General features: G+C 42.7%; 12 protein-coding genes, 1 tRNA gene, 3 rRNA genes and 2 pseudogenes. 14 read left to right on the top strand and 4 right to left on the bottom strand.

Translation table 11 applies throughout. The features are described 5' to 3' along the window. The first annotated feature begins 170 nt into the window (after positions 1–170). The 5 genes from PRK60_RS00205 to PRK60_RS00225 all read left to right on the top strand — a co-directional run bounded on the left by PRK60_RS00205 (position 171) and on the right by PRK60_RS00225 (position 6,464). A 16S ribosomal RNA gene (locus tag PRK60_RS00205) occupies positions 171–1,745 on the top strand. Between the two features lie 204 nt (positions 1,746–1,949). Beyond that, positions 1,950–4,871, top strand: a 23S ribosomal RNA gene (locus tag PRK60_RS00210). A gap of 75 nt (positions 4,872–4,946) precedes the next feature. Beyond that, positions 4,947–5,063: ribosomal RNA gene (rrf, locus tag PRK60_RS00215) — 5S ribosomal RNA — on the top strand. The 16S, 23S and 5S rRNA genes sit together here with 1 tRNA gene alongside, the layout of an rRNA operon. A gap of 5 nt (positions 5,064–5,068) precedes the next feature. After that, positions 5,069–5,141: transfer RNA gene (locus PRK60_RS00220), tRNA-Thr, on the top strand. A gap of 471 nt (positions 5,142–5,612) precedes the next feature. Continuing rightward, positions 5,613–6,464: an alpha/beta hydrolase gene (locus tag PRK60_RS00225; RefSeq protein WP_102169577.1), complete on the top strand. Its 852-nt coding sequence runs from the start codon at positions 5,613–5,615 to the stop codon at positions 6,462–6,464. 23 nt (positions 6,465–6,487) lie between these two features. On the opposite strand, the gene PRK60_RS00230 is transcribed toward PRK60_RS00225, so the two are convergent. Further along, entirely contained in the window at positions 6,488–6,865 is a 378-nt protein-coding gene (locus PRK60_RS00230; RefSeq protein ID WP_102169576.1) for a PaaI family thioesterase, read from the bottom strand. A 32-nt stretch (positions 6,866–6,897) separates the two neighbouring features. Between PRK60_RS00230 and menB the strand changes: the two are divergent. The 3 genes and pseudogenes from menB to PRK60_RS00245 all read left to right on the top strand — a co-directional run bounded on the left by menB (position 6,898) and on the right by PRK60_RS00245 (position 10,733). Further along, positions 6,898–7,719, top strand: a pseudogene (menB, locus tag PRK60_RS00235) (1,4-dihydroxy-2-naphthoyl-CoA synthase). Between the two features lie 17 nt (positions 7,720–7,736). After that, positions 7,737–9,161 (top strand): annotated as a pseudogene (locus PRK60_RS00240) (o-succinylbenzoate--CoA ligase). Positions 9,162–9,431: 270 nt separating this feature from the next. Then, complete coding sequence (locus PRK60_RS00245) at positions 9,432–10,733, top strand: replication-associated recombination protein A (protein ID WP_273646080.1); 1,302 nt, start codon at positions 9,432–9,434, stop codon at positions 10,731–10,733. Positions 10,734–10,864: 131 nt separating this feature from the next. Here the strand turns inward: PRK60_RS00245 and PRK60_RS00250 are convergent, their stop codons facing one another. Beyond that, positions 10,865–11,956, bottom strand: coding sequence for an FRG domain-containing protein (locus PRK60_RS00250; RefSeq protein ID WP_102169572.1), 1,092 nt, complete (start codon positions 11,954–11,956; stop codon positions 10,865–10,867). Positions 11,957–12,122: 166 nt separating this feature from the next. Here PRK60_RS00250 and PRK60_RS00255 point away from each other — a divergent pair, with 166 nt between their 5' ends. Both PRK60_RS00255 and PRK60_RS00260 read left to right on the top strand, forming a co-directional pair. Next, on the top strand, positions 12,123–13,493 hold the full coding sequence (locus PRK60_RS00255) for an APC family permease (RefSeq protein WP_273646418.1): 1,371 nt from the start codon (positions 12,123–12,125) through the stop codon (positions 13,491–13,493). A gap of 85 nt (positions 13,494–13,578) precedes the next feature. After that, a complete protein-coding gene (locus PRK60_RS00260) occupies positions 13,579–14,232 on the top strand; it encodes an NAD(P)-dependent oxidoreductase (RefSeq protein ID WP_273646081.1) in 654 nt (217 codons plus the stop codon). Positions 14,233–14,338: 106 nt separating this feature from the next. On the opposite strand, the gene PRK60_RS00265 is transcribed toward PRK60_RS00260, so the two are convergent. Then, on the bottom strand, positions 14,339–14,572 hold the full coding sequence (locus tag PRK60_RS00265; protein ID WP_273646082.1) for a cytochrome b5-like heme/steroid binding domain-containing protein: 234 nt from the start codon (positions 14,570–14,572) through the stop codon (positions 14,339–14,341). Between the two features lie 225 nt (positions 14,573–14,797). Here PRK60_RS00265 and PRK60_RS00270 point away from each other — a divergent pair, with 225 nt between their 5' ends. Then, positions 14,798–15,592: an SDR family NAD(P)-dependent oxidoreductase gene (locus PRK60_RS00270; protein WP_273646083.1), complete on the top strand. Its 795-nt coding sequence runs from the start codon at positions 14,798–14,800 to the stop codon at positions 15,590–15,592. Positions 15,593–15,618: 26 nt separating this feature from the next. On the opposite strand, the gene PRK60_RS00275 is transcribed toward PRK60_RS00270, so the two are convergent. Further along, positions 15,619–16,017: a winged helix-turn-helix transcriptional regulator gene (locus PRK60_RS00275; protein ID WP_273646084.1), complete on the bottom strand. Its 399-nt coding sequence runs from the start codon at positions 16,015–16,017 to the stop codon at positions 15,619–15,621. A gap of 110 nt (positions 16,018–16,127) precedes the next feature. Between PRK60_RS00275 and PRK60_RS00280 the strand changes: the two genes are divergently transcribed. From PRK60_RS00280 to PRK60_RS00290, 3 genes are all read left to right on the top strand, one after another. Further along, on the top strand, positions 16,128–16,565 hold the full coding sequence (locus PRK60_RS00280) for an OsmC family protein (protein WP_273646085.1): 438 nt from the start codon (positions 16,128–16,130) through the stop codon (positions 16,563–16,565). Between the two features lie 18 nt (positions 16,566–16,583). Next, positions 16,584–16,997 (top strand): OsmC family protein, encoded by a 414-nt coding sequence (locus tag PRK60_RS00285; RefSeq protein WP_273646086.1) that lies wholly within the window; start codon positions 16,584–16,586, stop codon positions 16,995–16,997. An 88-nt stretch (positions 16,998–17,085) separates the two neighbouring features. Continuing rightward, positions 17,086–17,619 (top strand): helix-turn-helix domain-containing protein, encoded by a 534-nt coding sequence (locus tag PRK60_RS00290; protein WP_102169382.1) that lies wholly within the window; start codon positions 17,086–17,088, stop codon positions 17,617–17,619. The last annotated feature ends 8 nt before the right edge of the window (positions 17,620–17,627 follow it).

Below are 17,627 nucleotides of genomic sequence, written 5' to 3' on the forward strand. Positions count from 1 at the left end.
TAAATTTGTTAGTCAGCACTTGTTGCTGACTAAGGTAGACCTTTGAAAACTGAACAAAGTTTCGACGAATCAAATGTGTAGGGTCTTCAATCATAATGATTTGAAGCAAAACATTTGCGAAGTCAATTCGCTTAATTAATTTGAATTAGAGCTATTCAAGTTCTTATATTTTATATGAGAGTTTGATCCTGGCTCAGGATGAACGCCGGCGGTGTGCCTAATACATGCAAGTCGAGCGCACTGGCCCAACTGATATGACGTGCTTGCACTGAATTGACGTTGGATTCCCAGTGAGCGGCGGACGGGTGAGTAACACGTGGGCAACCTGCCCTGAAGCGGGGGATAACATCTGGAAACAGGTGCTAATACCGCATAACAACGAAAACCACATGGTTTTCGTTTCAAAGATGGTTTCGGCTATCACTTCAGGATGGGCCCGCGGTGCATTAGCTAGTTGGTAAGGTAACGGCTTACCAAGGCGATGATGCATAGCCGAGTTGAGAGACTGATCGGCCACAATGGAACTGAGACACGGTCCATACTCCTACGGGAGGCAGCAGTAGGGAATCTTCCACAATGGGCGCAAGCCTGATGGAGCAACACCGCGTGAGTGAAGAAGGGTTTCGGCTCGTAAAGCTCTGTTGTTGGAGAAGAACGTGCGTGAGAGTAACTGTTCACGCAGTGACGGTATCCAACCAGAAAGTCACGGCTAACTACGTGCCAGCAGCCGCGGTAATACGTAGGTGGCAAGCGTTATCCGGATTTATTGGGCGTAAAGCGAGCGCAGGCGGTTGCTTAGGTCTGATGTGAAAGCCTTCGGCTTAACCGAAGAAGTGCATCGGAAACCGGGCGACTTGAGTGCAGAAGAGGACAGTGGAACTCCATGTGTAGCGGTGGAATGCGTAGATATATGGAAGAACACCAGTGGCGAAGGCGGCTGTCTGGTCTGCAACTGACGCTGAGGCTCGAAAGCATGGGTAGCGAACAGGATTAGATACCCTGGTAGTCCATGCCGTAAACGATGAGTGCTAGGTGTTGGAGGGTTTCCGCCCTTCAGTGCCGGAGCTAACGCATTAAGCACTCCGCCTGGGGAGTACGACCGCAAGGTTGAAACTCAAAGGAATTGACGGGGGCCCGCACAAGCGGTGGAGCATGTGGTTTAATTCGAAGCTACGCGAAGAACCTTACCAGGTCTTGACATCTTGCGCTAACCTAAGAGATTAGGCGTTCCCTTCGGGGACGCAATGACAGGTGGTGCATGGTCGTCGTCAGCTCGTGTCGTGAGATGTTGGGTTAAGTCCCGCAACGAGCGCAACCCTTGTTACTAGTTGCCAGCATTTAGTTGGGCACTCTAGTGAGACTGCCGGTGACAAACCGGAGGAAGGTGGGGACGACGTCAGATCATCATGCCCCTTATGACCTGGGCTACACACGTGCTACAATGGACGGTACAACGAGTTGCGAACTCGCGAGAGTAAGCTAATCTCTTAAAGCCGTTCTCAGTTCGGACTGTAGGCTGCAACTCGCCTACACGAAGTCGGAATCGCTAGTAATCGCGGATCAGCATGCCGCGGTGAATACGTTCCCGGGCCTTGTACACACCGCCCGTCACACCATGGAAGTTTGCAATGCCCAAAGTCGGTGGCCTAACCATTTGGAGGGAACCGCCTAAGGCAGGGCAGATGACTGGGGTGAAGTCGTAACAAGGTAGCCGTAGGAGAACCTGCGGCTGGATCACCTCCTTTCTAAGGAATAAAACGGAAACCTACACATTGTGGAAACTTTGTTTAGTTTTGAGAGGTTTACTCTCAAGCTTGCACTTTGAAAACTAAATAATATCAATTTTCTTTATTAATTAACAAAACAAACCGAGAACACCGCGTTATTTTGAGTTTTTTAGAAATTAATCGCTAACTCAATTAATCGGATAATCACGAAGTGATTATCAAGGTTAAGTTATGAAGGGCGCATGGTGAATGCCTTGGTACTAGGAGCCGATGAAGGACGGGACTAACACCGATATGCTTCGGGGAGCGGTAAGTACGCTTTGATCCGGAGATTTCCGAATGGGGAAACCCAACCAACTTAGTCGTTGGTTGCTTGACTAGTGAATCTATAGCTAGCAAGCGGTAGACGCAGTGAACTGAAACATCTCAGTAGCTGCAGGAAGAGAAAGAAACATCGATTCCCTTAGTAGCGGCGAGCGAACGGGGAAGAGCCCAAACCAACGAGCTTGCTCGTTGGGGTTGTAGGACTGAACATTTGAGTTACCAAAGAGCGACGTAGTCGAAACAGTTGGGAAGCTGTGCCAGAGATGGTGAAAGCCCAGTAGACGAAACGGCACTCTCTCAGTTCAGGATCCTGAGTACGGCGGGACACGTGAAACCCCGTCGGAAGCAGCGAGGACCATCTCGCAAGGCTAAATACTCCCTAGTGACCGATAGTGAACCAGTACCGTGAGGGAAAGGTGAAAAGCACCCCGGAAGGGGAGTGAAATAGTTCCTGAAACCATGTGCCTACAAGCTGTCGGAGCCCATTAATGGGTGACGGCGTGCCTCTTGCAGAATGAACCGGCGAGTTACGATTGCATGCAAGGTTAAGGTGGAAAAACCGGAGCCGCAGCGAAAGCGAGTCTGAAATGGGCGTACGAAGTATGTAGTTGTAGACCCGAAACCAGGTGACCTACCCATGTCTAGGTTGAAGGTGCGGTAAAGCGCACTGGAGGACCGAACCCGTGTCAGTTGAAAATGGCTGGGATGAGGTGTGGGTAGCGGTGAAATTCCAAACGAACTTGGAGATAGCTGGTTCTCTCCGAAATCTCTTTAGGGGGAGCCTTGGGAAAAAGAATCGTGGAGGTAGAGCTACTGTTTGGACAAGGGGCCCGTCATAGGTTACCAACTTCAGATAAACTCCGAATGCCATTGATTTATGCCCAGGAGTCACACGATGAGTGATAAGATCCACCGTGTAAAGGGGAACAGCCCAGATCACCAGTTAAGGTCCCTAAATATATGCTAAGTGGAAAAGGATGTGGAGTTGCATAGACAACTAGGATGTTGGCTCAGAAGCAGCCACCATTTAAAGAGTGCGTAATAGCTCACTAGTCGAGTGATTCTGCGCCGAAAATGTACCGGGGCTAAGCATATTACCGAAACTGTGGATGTGCACTACGTGCACGTGATAGGAGAGCGTTCTAAGGGCGGTGAAGCTAGACCGTGAGGACTGGTGGAGCGCTTAGAAGTGAGAATGCCGGTATGAGTAGCGAAAGACAGGTGAGAATCCTGTCCACCGAATGACTAAGGTTTCCTGGGGAAGGCTCGTCCTCCCAGGGTAAGTCGGGACCTAAGCCGAGGCCGAGAGGCGTAGGCGATGGATAACAGGTTGAGATTCCTGTACCAGTTAACTGCGTTTGACGATGGAGGGACGCAGGAGGCTAAGCAAACCTCACGATTGGAAGAGTGGGGCCAAGCAGTAAGTCAGGATGTGAGTCAAATGCTTACATCCGGGTTGACAAGCTGTGATGGGGAGCGAAATTACAGTAGCGAAGTTGCCGATGTCACACTGCCGAGAAAAGCTTCTAAGGAGCACGTTAACTGCCCGTACCGCAAACCGACACAGGTAGTCGAGGAGAGAATCCTAAGGTGAGCGAGTGAACTCTCGTTAAGGAACTCGGCAAAATGACCCCGTAACTTCGGGAGAAGGGGTGCTGGTCGCAAGACCAGCCGCAGTGAATAGGCCCAGGCGACTGTTTATCAAAAACACAGGTTTCTGCAAAATCGTAAGATGAAGTATAGGGGCTGACGCCTGCCCGGTGCTGGAAGGTTAAAAGGAAGGGTTAGCTTCGGCGAAGCTCTGAATTGAAGCCCCAGTAAACGGCGGCCGTAACTATAACGGTCCTAAGGTAGCGAAATTCCTTGTCGGGTAAGTTCCGACCCGCACGAAAGGCGTAACGATCTGGGCGCTGTCTCAACGAGAGACTCGGTGAAATTGAAATCCCTGTGAAGATGCAGGGTACCCGCGACAGGACGGAAAGACCCCATGGAGCTTTACTGTAGCTTGATATTGAGTGTTTGTACTGCTTGTACAGGATAGGTAGGAGCCATAGAAGTCGGAACGCTAGTTTCGACGGAGGCGTTGGTGGGATACTACCCTTGCATTATGACCACTCTAACCCGCAGCACTGAACGTGCTGGGAGACAGTGTCAGGTGGGCAGTTTGACTGGGGCGGTCGCCTCCTAAAAGGTAACGGAGGCGCCCAAAGGTTCGCTCAGAATGGTTGGAAATCATTCGCAGAGTGTAAAGGCACAAGCGAGCTTGACTGCGAGACAGACAGGTCGAGCAGGGACGAAAGTCGGGCTTAGTGATCCGGTGGTTCCGCATGGAAGGGCCATCGCTCAACGGATAAAAGCTACCCTGGGGATAACAGGCTTATCTCCCCCAAGAGTCCACATCGACGGGGAGGTTTGGCACCTCGATGTCGGCTCATCGCATCCTGGGGCTGTAGTCGGTCCCAAGGGTTGGGCTGTTCGCCCATTAAAGCGGTACGCGAGCTGGGTTCAGAACGTCGTGAGACAGTTCGGTCCCTATCCGTCGCGGGCGGAGGAAATTTGAGAGGACCTGTCCTTAGTACGAGAGGACCGGGATGGACATACCGCTGGTGTACCAGTTGTTCCGCCAGGAGCACCGCTGGGTAGCTATGTATGGACGAGATAAACGCTGAAAGCATCTAAGTGTGAAACTCGCCTCAAGATGAGATTTCCCATTCCTTCGGGAAGTAAGACCCCACAAAGATGATGTGGTAGATAGGATGGAAGTGGAAGTGCCGTGAGGCATGGAGCGGACCATTACTAATCGGTCGAGGACTTAACCAAGTTAAGCGGTAAGGTTTGGAAGAAGAGCGATATTGTTTAGTTTTGAGAGCGCAAGCTCTTGCCCGGAAGGGTAAGTGTGGTGATGATGGCTTGAAGGATACACCTGTTCCCATGCCGAACACAGAAGTTAAGCTTCAACACGCCAAAAGTAGTTGGGGGATCGCTCCCTGCGAGGATAGGACGTTGCCACGCTTGATGCTGACTTAGCTCAGTTGGCAGAGCACGTCATTAGTAATGATGAGGTCGGAGGTTCGAATCCTCTAGTCAGCATTATTAATATTTAAAGCCTATAGATTAAGTTAACGTTACTTAGTCTATAGGCTTTTTGTTGTATTTGATTTATAAAATGTTTTTTGAAATATGATTTTAAATATGTGTAGAAAAAACGATAAATAATTATCAATTTTGATTACTCTAAGTGATATAAGTTAAAAACATTACCATGTTTTTTTAAGCTAATAAAACTAAACTTTTAACGCCATAGTGCATAAATCAAGGCCGCTAAAATAATCACTCCCACCAGTTAAGGGAAATTTTTACTTTCAAGGATATCCACACTCCTTTTGAAGAATTAACAATCAATTATTTTACTATATTGAGTAGAGAAAATATACTAAGTGTTGTGATGGTGGATAAGAAGTGCATATTTTTACTGAATGTCTACCTTAGTTTATCAATAGCAAATTATTTGTTACAATCAAAACGGCTGAGAGATTTTGCGCTAAAGGAGTTATGACTAAAATGAAAAAAACGATTGATGTTAAGACAGTTCGTGACGGTTTATGGATGGATACGAATGTTACTTACGCCCAAGTACCAGGCTGGCTGGGGAATACTACTCGAGATCTAAAATTAACAGTTATTCGTCACTTTCAGAATGATAGTGATAAACGTTACCCAGTCATTTTCTGGTTTGCTGGTGGTGGTTGGATGGATACTGATAACAATGTCCACTTACCTAATCTTGTTGATTTTGCCCACGATGGTTATATTCTAGTGGGAGTTGAATACCGTGATAGTAATAAGGTTCAGTTTCCAGGACAATTAGAAGATGCTAAAGCTGCTATTCGCTACATTCGAGCTAATGCAGATCGTTATCAGGCTGACCCAGATCGGTTTGTTGCAATGGGTGAATCTGCCGGTGGTCATATGGTAAGCATGCTTGGAGTTACTAACGGTCATCGAGAATTTGATAAGGGCGATCATCTTGATGTTTCAAGTGATGTTCAAGTTGTTGTTCCATTCTATGGAGTGGTTGATCCTCTGACAGCTAAGGAGGGAAGCGCTACTGATGACTTTGATTTTGTTTATCGTAACTTATTAGGCGCAGAACCTGAAGATGCGCCAGAACTCGATCGGGCAGCCAATCCACTATCATATATTGATCAACAAACTGTACCATTCTTAATCCTCCATGGGACTGATGATATGGTAGTTCCGCTAAAAGATAGTGAGCAACTCTATGATAAGTTAGTCGAAAACCAAGTACCTGCTGATATGTACGTTCTTAACGGTGCTGGTCATATGGATGCTCAATTCCTGCAGCCACAAGTATTTGAAATCATTAAGAATTTTTTGGCAAAGCATTTATAAAACAAAATTATCGGTAGGACTAACTAGCTATCTAGGTTGGTATTTAGTAAGGAAACGGTACTATTGCTAGTGATTTGATCATCATTAAAAGTTTGAACTTGCCAAGTTTGGATCCTTTGCCCCAACTTCAATGGGGTAGCAACGGCTTTGAGGACTCCTGTTTTAACGGCACGTAGGTGGTGAGTATTAATATCGACCCCTGTTGCTACTTGGTGACGATCATTGTTAGTTAGCCAAGCATTGGCCCCTAGAGAAGCAGCCGTTTCGGCTAGAGTGGCGTTGATTCCGCCATGAACAATGCCAAAGGGCTGCTTTAATTGATCAGTCACATTGATGCTAATAATTACTTGATTAACAGTTACTGTTTGAATTTTAATTCCTAAGTATTGTAGTAGATTCATAATATTCACCTCATATTGGAAGGAAGCTTAAAATGACAAGTGTAGATTGGAAAAATGTTAAAGATTATTCGGAAATTATTTTTGAACGCGCTGGTAAAATTGCAAAAATTACCATGAATCGGCCCAAGAAAATGAATGCCTTTACGCCAGTAACAATTCAAGAAATGATTGATGCTTTTACGATCTGTCGTGATGATAGCACAATTGGCGTAATTATCCTAACCGGAGCGGGTGACAAGGCATTCTCTTCTGGCGGTGACCAGGGAGTTCGTGGAACCGGTGGGTATGTTGGTCCAGATCACATTGCGCGCTTAAATGTTTTGGATCTTCAGCATCTTATTCGGATTATTCCTAAACCGGTAATTGCAATGGTTAAGGGATGGTCTGTTGGCGGTGGAAATATTTTGTAATTAGTTTGCGACTTGACAATTGCTGCTGATAATGCCAAATTTGGTCAAACTGGTCCCAAAGTCGGGAGTTTTGATGCTGGTTATGGTTCTGGCTACTTAGCTCGAGTAATTGGTCATAAACGAGCTAAAGAAGTCTGGTTCTTAAATCATTTTTACTCAGCTGAAGAAGCTTACCAAATGAACTGGATTAACAAGGTTGTACCGTTGGATCAAGTTGAATCAGTTACCCTTGATTGGTGTAATGAAATTCTTAAAAAATCACCAACTGCACTGCGCTTTATCAAAGCAGCAATGAATGCTGACACTGATGGCCTAGCTGGTTTACAGTAGCTTGGTGGAGATGCTACGATGCTTTTCTACACAACTGATGAAGGAAAAGAAGGCCGCGATGCGTTTAATCAAAAACGGGATCCAAACTTTGATCAATTTCCAAAATTTCCTTAAGCTGGTGATGTTACAAGATGAAAACGCAAAATTGGTTGCTTAAACAGTCGAGTACCCAACCCGATAAGGTCGCAATTACCGATGGGCAAAAACAATTAACCTTTAGCGAGCTGCGAGACGTTGTCACTGCTAATGTTGGGCGATTAAATCAGCTGCATCCTGGCAAATTTGTAGGAATTTTGACAGATAATACGCTGGTTGGGTATGAAATCGCGATGACAGTACTAGCGAGTAGGAGGACGATCGTTTGGTTAAACTGGCGACTGGCTAAAGATGAATTGGATCGCCAAATGGCAGACAGCCGATTAACTTGTTGCTTAGTGGCTAATTCGCTAGTCCGTCCCACAATGGATAAACGGTTCACGAGCTTTGAGCGTTTTCTGGATTTACCAGCTCAAGATGGTCAACTAGTTCCTGAGTTTGACTTCGATCAAGTTGCCAGCATTATGTATACATCCGGAACGACCGGGAATCCTAAAGGAGTTTTGCAAACATTTGGTAACCACTTTTACTCAGCGGTTTCGTCCGCACTCAATTTGGGCTTAGGAGCAAATGATGAATGGCTCTGTGTAGCGCCGATCTTTCATATAAGTGGCTTTTCGATTTTAATGCGGGGATTAATCTATGGTATTACCGTTCGCCTAGCCAAAAAGTTTTCCGAAGCGACAATTGAAAAGATCCTAGTAAACGAACCGGTAACGATCATGTCAGTTGTGCCATTTATGCTGCAAAAACTGCTTAGACAGCGTAAAAATAGTCAAAGTCATTATAACAAGCATTTTCGTTGTATGTTACTTGGTGGTGGAACAACTGATATGGCAACGTTAAAGCAATGTGCTAGCCTTCAAATCCCAGTTGTCCAGTGTTACGGAATGACGGAGACCTGCTCACAAATTGTTGCGTTACGGGCACAGGATGCGTTAAGGAAACTTGGCTCTGTTGGACAGCCACTTTTTATGAATCAGTTGCGGTTAGCACCGGAAAATAACGAAATTCTCCTTAAGTCACCTGCATTAACTCCTGGTTATCTTAACCAACCAGGAAGATTAGAGCGTAAAATGACGGCTGGTTGGTACCATACTGGTGATGTTGGCCGCTTGGATAATGAAGGATATCTTTATGTTGACGGCCGGTTAGATGAGATGTTCATTTCGGGTGGAGAAAATATTTTTCCTCAAGAAGTTGAACAGGTTTATCAATAATATCCAGGAATTAAGCAAGTTGCAGTTGTGGGTCAAAACGATCCTAAATGGGGCGCAGTACCGGTTGCGTTTATTGTTACGGATAGTGAACTAGATATCGCGGATCTAATTCACTTTGGCTATCAGCACCTCGCTCATTTTAAGGTTCCACGGCGCTATATTCGAATTGCCCAGTTGCCAACGAATGCTAGTGGGAAAATAAAACATTATTTGTTACGCCAACGAGTTAATAAAAAATAGGTGTTTTCAACTAATATGGATAGCAATGCCACTCACGAAAATGTGGGTGGTATTTTTTATGCAAACAATTAATAAATACAGTGGATACTTAGATCAAGATAACAATTTATCGGTTGATCTTTGTATTAGGAAAATCTTTGGATGAACTGTTCTGGCCAGAAAATTAAAATATCTCATGATACTATTTAGTCAAGGTAATTACTGGTAATCATTAGTCATTGACCTTATTATTAGTAAGTATAAAGCTTACTAAGTTAGGAGGATAAGTAAATGGCTTTTAAACAACCACTAGCTGATGTGATGAGACCGACTTCGCTTGAACAAATGGTTGGGCAAAAACAATTACTCGGTCCAGGACGCCCACTTTATCAGATTATCACGCAACACCTTTCAGTTAGCCTGTTACTATGGGGTCCACCCGGATCAGGCAAAACTACTTTAGCCTATGTAATGTCAAAGACTTTGGAATTACCATTTGAAAAGTTTAATGCGTCAATTCAAAATAAAAGTCAATTACAAAAACTAATTGATAAGCACCCCGATGAGAGCTTTGTTCTTTTACTTGACGAAATTCACCGGTTAACGAAGCCAATTCAAGATTACTTATTACCGTACCTTGAAAATGGTCATATTTTATTAGTAGGAACAACAACTGAAAATCCGATCATGGCAATTCAACCAGCAATCCGGTCACGTTGCCAAATCTTTGAATTTGAGCCGATCGCTGCTGAAGAGATCGAACCGGTACTTATCCGAGCAGCTCAAGAGCATTTAGGTTTTACTTTACCGGAAGAGCAAGCACATGCAATTGCTAATAGTGGTAATGGTGATGTCAGGGTGGCACTTAATATTTTGGATACTCTTCATGCCATGCATCCGAAAGGACTATCAATGGCTGCCATCGAAGAATTTGCAAAAAAGCAGCACTTTGCATTCGACAAAGATGCGACAAAGCACTATGATTACTTATCAGCATTTCAGAATTCAATTGAGGGTTCTGATGCTGATGCGGCCCTTTATTATTTAGCGGTAATCTTAAAGTCTGGTGATCTGGAGTCGGTCGTTAGAAGATTAAAAGATGCGGCCGCTTTAGACGTGGGATTAGCCGACCCGGCAAGAGCTACACAGGTAATTACTTTGGCTAACACAGCATTAGAAATTGGCCTACCGCGGGCTTCAACTCATGTGGCAATGGCAACGATATTACTCGCAGTGGCACCACGTTCAGATTCAGCAATGCAGGCATATTATCAGGCGGCTAAAGATGCTGAACATCCTACGAATCACCCAATGCCTAAGTACTTACAAGATTCTCACTACCAAGGAGCTGCTAAATTAAGGGGTGCTGGGGTAATGCAAAATATGTTTGACTTACCCCATAAGATCGCTCGGCAGGAATATTTACCTCAGAACCTTGTTGGCAAACATTACTATGTCCCGGCTCCCAATAAAAACGAACAAAAACTATATTCTCAATACCAGGCACTGTTTAAATATATTTATCAACAGCCATTTGTTCCAACTAAATTCTCGGATCATTTTGAGCATTTCACAAGTAGTCATATTAAGTAAATTGAGTTTGGTGAAGTCTATAATGTCGATTGACTTTGGTAGATATTCTTAAATTCTGTTCAACGTTAAAGAATAACCTAAGCTTATCCACAATGACTAATTTCATTGCAGATTAAGCTTAGGTTATTCTTTTAAAGGCCAAGGTATTTTGCCTTAATCATTTCTGCTTTTTTAGCGTGGTCTTCAGGATAAATGAAGCTATAATCAATCCCTAATTTAGCTAACTCATCAAGAATTGAGCGTTTATACTTTGCTGGAATGATATATTTCTCTTTTTCAGCCGGATTTTCAGCATTATAGAGACTAAGAATATCGATTGCCAACTGGGCGCGACGCTCTACTTCTGAATAATCAATCTTAATTGTCGGATCATATTCTTCGCCAATGAAGGGAACGAAAAGAAAAAGGCCTTGTTGATTTTCCATTCGCCGACTCATCCGTTTAATTGTTACGATCTTAGGGACAATTAACTCTAGGGGATTCAACTTGTTAGCAAAACTTGGAATATCCCGTTTTGCTTCTTCAAACAATCGCAAAAATGGTAAAGTTTGCAGATCACGCTTGAATTCTGCAAAGTAATCAGAATCCTGATCGTCAAAGTAACTGTCATAACTATGACTCCACAGCTTGTGTTGTTGGCCAATGTAGTCATTATCTAGTTTGTAAAAGTTCTTAATTGATTGGAAAAAGGCGGCTTTATCAGCTAACGATTGTCGAGCAAGCGAAGATTCAAGCTGCATTTCGTTACTAAAGGAGTTTTTCTTAAAGTAATTGTGGCTAGTTAGCTTATTTTTACTCTTATACTCGGCAATTAGATTCTGCCATCCCCGCTGTTCCAACATTTCAGCCAATTTATCAGGATTAGGCTCATCCTTATAAACATAAACTTCACCATTTCCTTGTCCGCCCTTAACAGCAAAGAACAGAGCGATTAAAGGGTTAGAACTAACATCTAGTAGTCGAGTAGGAAGGTGGTAGTGTTCCATTAACGCTAACCGTTCAAAATTAGTACGACATTTTTCAAAAAGTTGGGGATCCGTCATCAAAAAGTCATTGAATAGGTTATCCTCATTATCAAGAAGCTTTCGGCTCCGAAAAATTGCTGGCAAAGTATTGGAAAAGGCGTCATCTTGTCCACGAAAATAATAATTGTGACGCTTATTATTAATTAGCTTTTCAATTTCTTCAATATAGTTAGAAACGGTCTGAATGTTATGGATCATTGGACGAACCTCCCGTTAACCTTAAAGGGTTTCATTTAAGCAAATTTTAGTCTAGCTTAGTGAGAAATACCAGTGGAAGTATAGAATGTCAGGGGATGAGTTACCATTTCCTAAAAAAACGACTACAATATAAATTAAGTTATTTTTTTAGTTATGAGGTGTTATTATCGCTAGTCAAAAGTCAATTCCTAAGAAACTTTCATTTATTTCAATTTACTTTTTGGGAATTAATGGGGTCATTGGTTCAGGAACATTCTTACTTCCATCAGTGATTTATCGTTACATGAACTTATCGGCAGTCGTAGTTCTTCTTTGTACTGCTGTTACGGTGTCTTTAATTGCTTTGTGTTATGCCGATATGTCAAGTCGGTTTACCGGATCTGGAGCAGCGTGGCTATACTCTTACCATGCCTTTGGGCGCTTTACGGGTTATGAATTAGGGATCTTTACCTGGTTCTTGGGGAGTTGCACACTTTCGGCAGAAATTGTTGCGTTGTTAACAACTCTCAAAAGTTTTTTACCGGTATTTAAAAACCCCGTTGTTTATGGTATCGGGGCAGTTGGCTTAATTCTTCTCTTTGCCCTGATTAATTTCTACGGTCGGAGTATTGTTAAGGTAGTTAATAATGTTTCGGTAGCTGCTAAGATTCTGACGTTAATCATCTTTATTGTTGTTGGGGTATTTTTTATTCATAAGGCTAACTTTACGCCAGCAATTCCTCAAGCAGCGCTCAAGGGCCCAATGCCGTTTCTTCATCACTTTGGAGAAGCCTTTACACCGATCTTCTACCTGTTTACTGGCTTTTCCTTCTTACCAATTGCTGCTCAGCAAATGAATAATCCTGAGAAAAACATTCCCCGAGTACTGATTGCGGTAATGGTTAGTGTCACTATTTTAGATGCCTTGATGATGACGGTTGCTGTTGGTCTTTCTGGGGTAAAACTGGGTGGCTATTCAACTCCATTAGCTAATGCGCTTGGCAGTGCAATCGGTCAGTGGGGTTATGCAATTATTATTTTTGGGATGTTAGTAAGTATCTTTGGGGTAGCTTTCTCCGCCTCATTCAACACCCCATCGTTAATTGCGTCATTGGCTAATGAGCATGGAATGTTGCCAAAATTCGTCGGTAAGAAGAACCGTCATGATGCACCTTGGGTTGGAATTATTCTTACGTCAATTCTCTCGTCATTGTTTTCTACTCAAAGTTACCTCTTTTTAGTTAATTGTACTGTTTTAGCTTCATTTATTCAGTATGTTCCAACGATTCTTGCTGTTGTTAAATTTAAGCACACTAATGAATATCCAACGCATGGCTTTGAGTTACCCGGAAAGTACCTGATTCCCGGGTTAGCATTACTTGTTTCTTGTTATATGGTTACCAACTTTACTTCAAAGACACTGCTGGTTGGAACGGTCATTGCAATTCTTGCTGCGGTTGCTTATTTCTTTATTAAAGGCGACCGAAAGTATGAAGAACAGCATGAAAAGTGGTTGGCAGAACTTCGAACAGAGGGTCAAAAATTGAAGAAAAAGTAATTTGTGAAAGCCTTTTCTTTGGCAATTCTCTTGTCTCATGATAAAGTGATTATAAATATAATTATGAGGGAAGGAGCAACGAACAATGACTAAGGTTGGAATAATTGGTGCTTCCGGAATGGCCGGGAGTGCAATTTATAAATTAGCGACGGCCCAACCGGGATTAGATGTAACGGGAATAGTTCGTCATGAAGGAAAGGCTAAGAAGGTTCTTGGCGATGACGCGCAATTATTGAGTGGTGACATTTTTGCAATAATTGATAGTGTATTAGCACGCTTTGATGTAATTATTGATGCTTACGGAACTAATCCGGCTAATGCAGAGCGGCATATTAAACTTGCTGAGAAGTTGATTAGTCTTGCACGTAAGGACAAAATTAAGCTAATCTTTATCCTGGGTGCAGGGAGTCTGCAGACTGGTAACGATCGGCACTTGTTTATCAAGGATATTGAAAAGATGCCTGACTCAGAAACTTGGATTAATACCCCTCGTCAACAGTTAAAGGAGCTTCAATATCTTGAAGCAATTACAGACGATGATTGGGTTGGAATTTCACCCGCAGCAAACTTTGAACCGGGTCCAGTTTCTGACTATAAGCTGGGTAAAGATGAGCTACTCTTTAACGAGCAGGGCGAGTCAAAAGTAACAACTGGTACGGTTGCGGAAATCGTGGTTAGTGAGATTTTGGCACCTCAGTATCACCAAGAACGCTTTACCGTAGTTAATACTGGAAATTAACCCGCTGTCTTTCTGAATACTTAAAAGCATTATCGATAAAAAGAAATGTGAAGCTAAGAAGTAAGTTGATATTCTTAGTTTCACATTTTTTTACTTAATTTATATCTCAATCTACTAATTTCCCAATTAAAGGAAGTTTTGAAATCGGTGAGTATTTTCGGGCAGCCTCTTGATAGGTAACGCTAGATAAGTCATGGCCCACGACACTTCCGTGAACTTCAGCGCCTTGCCATTCAGGAACGGCAGAAACATCATAGACATTTCCATTAACACCAATATAGCCCGGACGGCCTTCACGACCATCGTATTTCGCTAATTCGTCATGAGTAAAAGCTCGCATAGATGATTCCTCCTTGATTATTAATTAAGTTATTGTATCTTTACTATAACACCAATCATAATTTGAAAAGTAAATTTAGCCTGTAAGGTTTATCAGTAGACTAATTGATGCTTCAGAATAAAATCAGATTATGAAGATCAGGATTTCTTGTTTTTACTTGTAAATAGTAAGTGTTAGTGTAGAATGTTGGTAAGATAAAAGACAGTACAAAAGGAGGAATCGAAAATGGATCTTGGATTAAAGGGGAAAACCGCGTTAGTAACTGGTTCTACTAAGGGAATCGGGAAAGCAATCGCGGTTGAACTTGCAAAAGAAGGAACGAACGTTATTGTTAATGGGCGAAAGCTAGAGGTTGTTCAACAAGTGGTAGCTGAACTTAAGAAAAAGTTCCCAGAAACTACCCCACAAGCAGCTGCTTATGACTTGTCTCAGGATGCTCAGCGTCAAAAACTATTTAAGGCCTTTCCGCAGGTTGATATTCTGGTTAACAACATGGGAATTTTTAAACCAATGAATTACTTTGATATTTCTGAAGAAACTTGGCAGAAGTTTATTGATGTTAACTTCTATTCCGGGAACGCCCTAGCTAAGTTTTATCTTCCTAAAATGTTGAAAGACGATTTTGGGCGAATTATCTTTATTGCTAGTGAGGAAGCAGTAATGCCATCCGGAGAAATGCCACAGTATAGTTTGACGAAGACGATGAACCTTTCCTTGGCGAAGAGCCTTTCAAAACTAACCAAGGGAACGCATGTTACGGTTAATACAATCATGCCGGGATCAACGTTAACCGAGGGAGTTCAGCAAATGCTTACGGATATGTATAAGAATACTGAGCTTCCCGAAACAGAATGGGAAAGTGACTTTATGAAACATCACCGGCCACTATCTCAAATTCAACGGTTAATCCGCCCAGAAGAAGTTGGTCGTTTTACCGCCTTTGTTGATAGTCCATATTCCTCATCATTCTCTGGGGAAGCATTACGATTAGATGGTGGATTAGTCCCGACTATTTTCTAGAAAAAAGAACAGTGATTGAATTAAAATCAATCACCGTTCTTTTTAGTTTGGAATGCTTTTTGGTGAATTTGCCTGAAATGCTTACCTTGATAAATGTTACTAGAACTATTTTGAATTGCCCAAGCGGAAATCTTGTTCAGTACGGGAATTAATGTTTCTCCCTTGGAGGTTAGAGAATACTCAACCCGGAGTGGCATTTCGTTGAATTGATGTCGTTTAACAATTCCGGCATTTTGAAGCTCTTTAAGGCTATCTGTTAGTGCGGTATCAGAAATGTTTTCCATTTGCTCTTTTAATTTTTGATAACGGATCGGCTCGTCATTTGCAATTATACAAAGTAACCGGGGCTTCCACTTGCCACCAAAAATATCAAGGGCATAATCCACAGTGCAGTAAAATTCTTTAGGGATCTTACGCTGGTACATTTTATCTTCTTCCTCAAAAATTCTTTAGTTCCTCAGTAATTTTTGAAAACGTTTTCCAAAAGAAAGAAACCATTTAAGATGAAGATAACAAACTAAGGGAGGATAATTAAATGGAATGTTACAATGCAACTGCACGTAAGACTAACCAGGGACTTCAGGTAGATACCCATTCTCATGGTGTACATTATTCAATTGATGAACCCAAAAATGCTGGTGGAACTAATACGGGGATGAACCCAGTCGAATTAGAACTCAGTACTTTGGGTGCTTCTCTGCAAGCTACTGCCAAACAACTAGCAAAAAATGAAGGGTTCCAGTACGATCAAATGACAATCGAACTGGAAGGAGATCTCGATCCTCGTGGCTTTATGGGAAATCCTGATATACGGAATGGCCTTCAAGAAATTCGGATCAATTATCAGGTTAAGACCACTGCCTCTGCGGAAGAGTGCGCAACATTTATGCAAAAGGTTGAGCAGCAGTCACCGATTATGGATAATTTGCGTAATGGAGTCAAAATAGTTGTTGGACAAGTAACTACAAAGTAGAAAGTAAGTGAAAAACAAATGACAACATATAAAGCAAGCGTTAGTAGTACTGAAGAAGAGAATGTTTATCAAGCACAAGTTCGGGAATTTCAAATTAAATATGATTTAACAGGACGACGAAACGGGTACGAAGAGGGCGTAGTTCCGGAAGAAGCACTGTTATGTGCGCTTGGTGCTTGTGAATCAATTGTTGCTGGCTCATTTTACCGAAAGCAGCATTTTACATACCGTTCCTTCTACTTGGTATTAAACGGGACTATTAATGGTGATCGTCCAGGATTCGATGAGATAAGAATGGATGCCCATTTTAATACCGATGAATCGAAAGAAAGTACGGAAAAATTTGTTGAGTTTATGGAAAATACTTGTCCGGTTCGTGATAACTTGGCGAATACCGTCCCAATTAAAAGCCAAGTGACGATTGTTAAATAAGATCATTAATAAATAAAGAATCCAACTTTCGGTGTGAAGTGCCTCATAATTGTTAGACAAAAGTTCTAACGATTGTGAGGCACTTTTTATGACTAAATACAAACCTGACTTTAAAGCTAAAATTGTCCACGAATATCTGACTACTCCACAAAGTTCTCGAGCCTTGGGGCGCAAATACAGTATCAGTAGCCGACTGATCAGGAAATGGATTCAAAGATATCGCTTAAGTGGGATAGACGCCTTGAAACGGCGTCGTCATCCACGAACCCTTACCGCAGATTTTAAGTTGAGTGTGATAGACTACTACCAAACTCATGAGGAATCGATGGTTAAAGTAGCGGCTCGATTTGACGTGCAAGCGTGCCAAATTTCACTTTGGCGGTCACAGTTCAAGCGAGATGGTATTGAAGCCTTGAAACCTCACCCGAAAGGTAGGCCGTCAAAGGTGAAACATACTAAGAAACGACTTCGTCGTCTTACTAATAAGACTGAAGTGGAACGTTTAAAAGAAGAACTTGCCAAGAAAAGCCAAGAACTCTATGACACAAAATTGGAACGTGACATCTTAAAAAAATCGTTGGCCCTGTTCGGACCCTCCAAGGCAAAGAGAAAACGCAAATAGTTGATCAG

Source organism: Limosilactobacillus portuensis (genome assembly GCF_028607025.1).
GTDB classification, from domain to species: Bacteria; Bacillota; Bacilli; order Lactobacillales; family Lactobacillaceae; genus Limosilactobacillus; species Limosilactobacillus portuensis.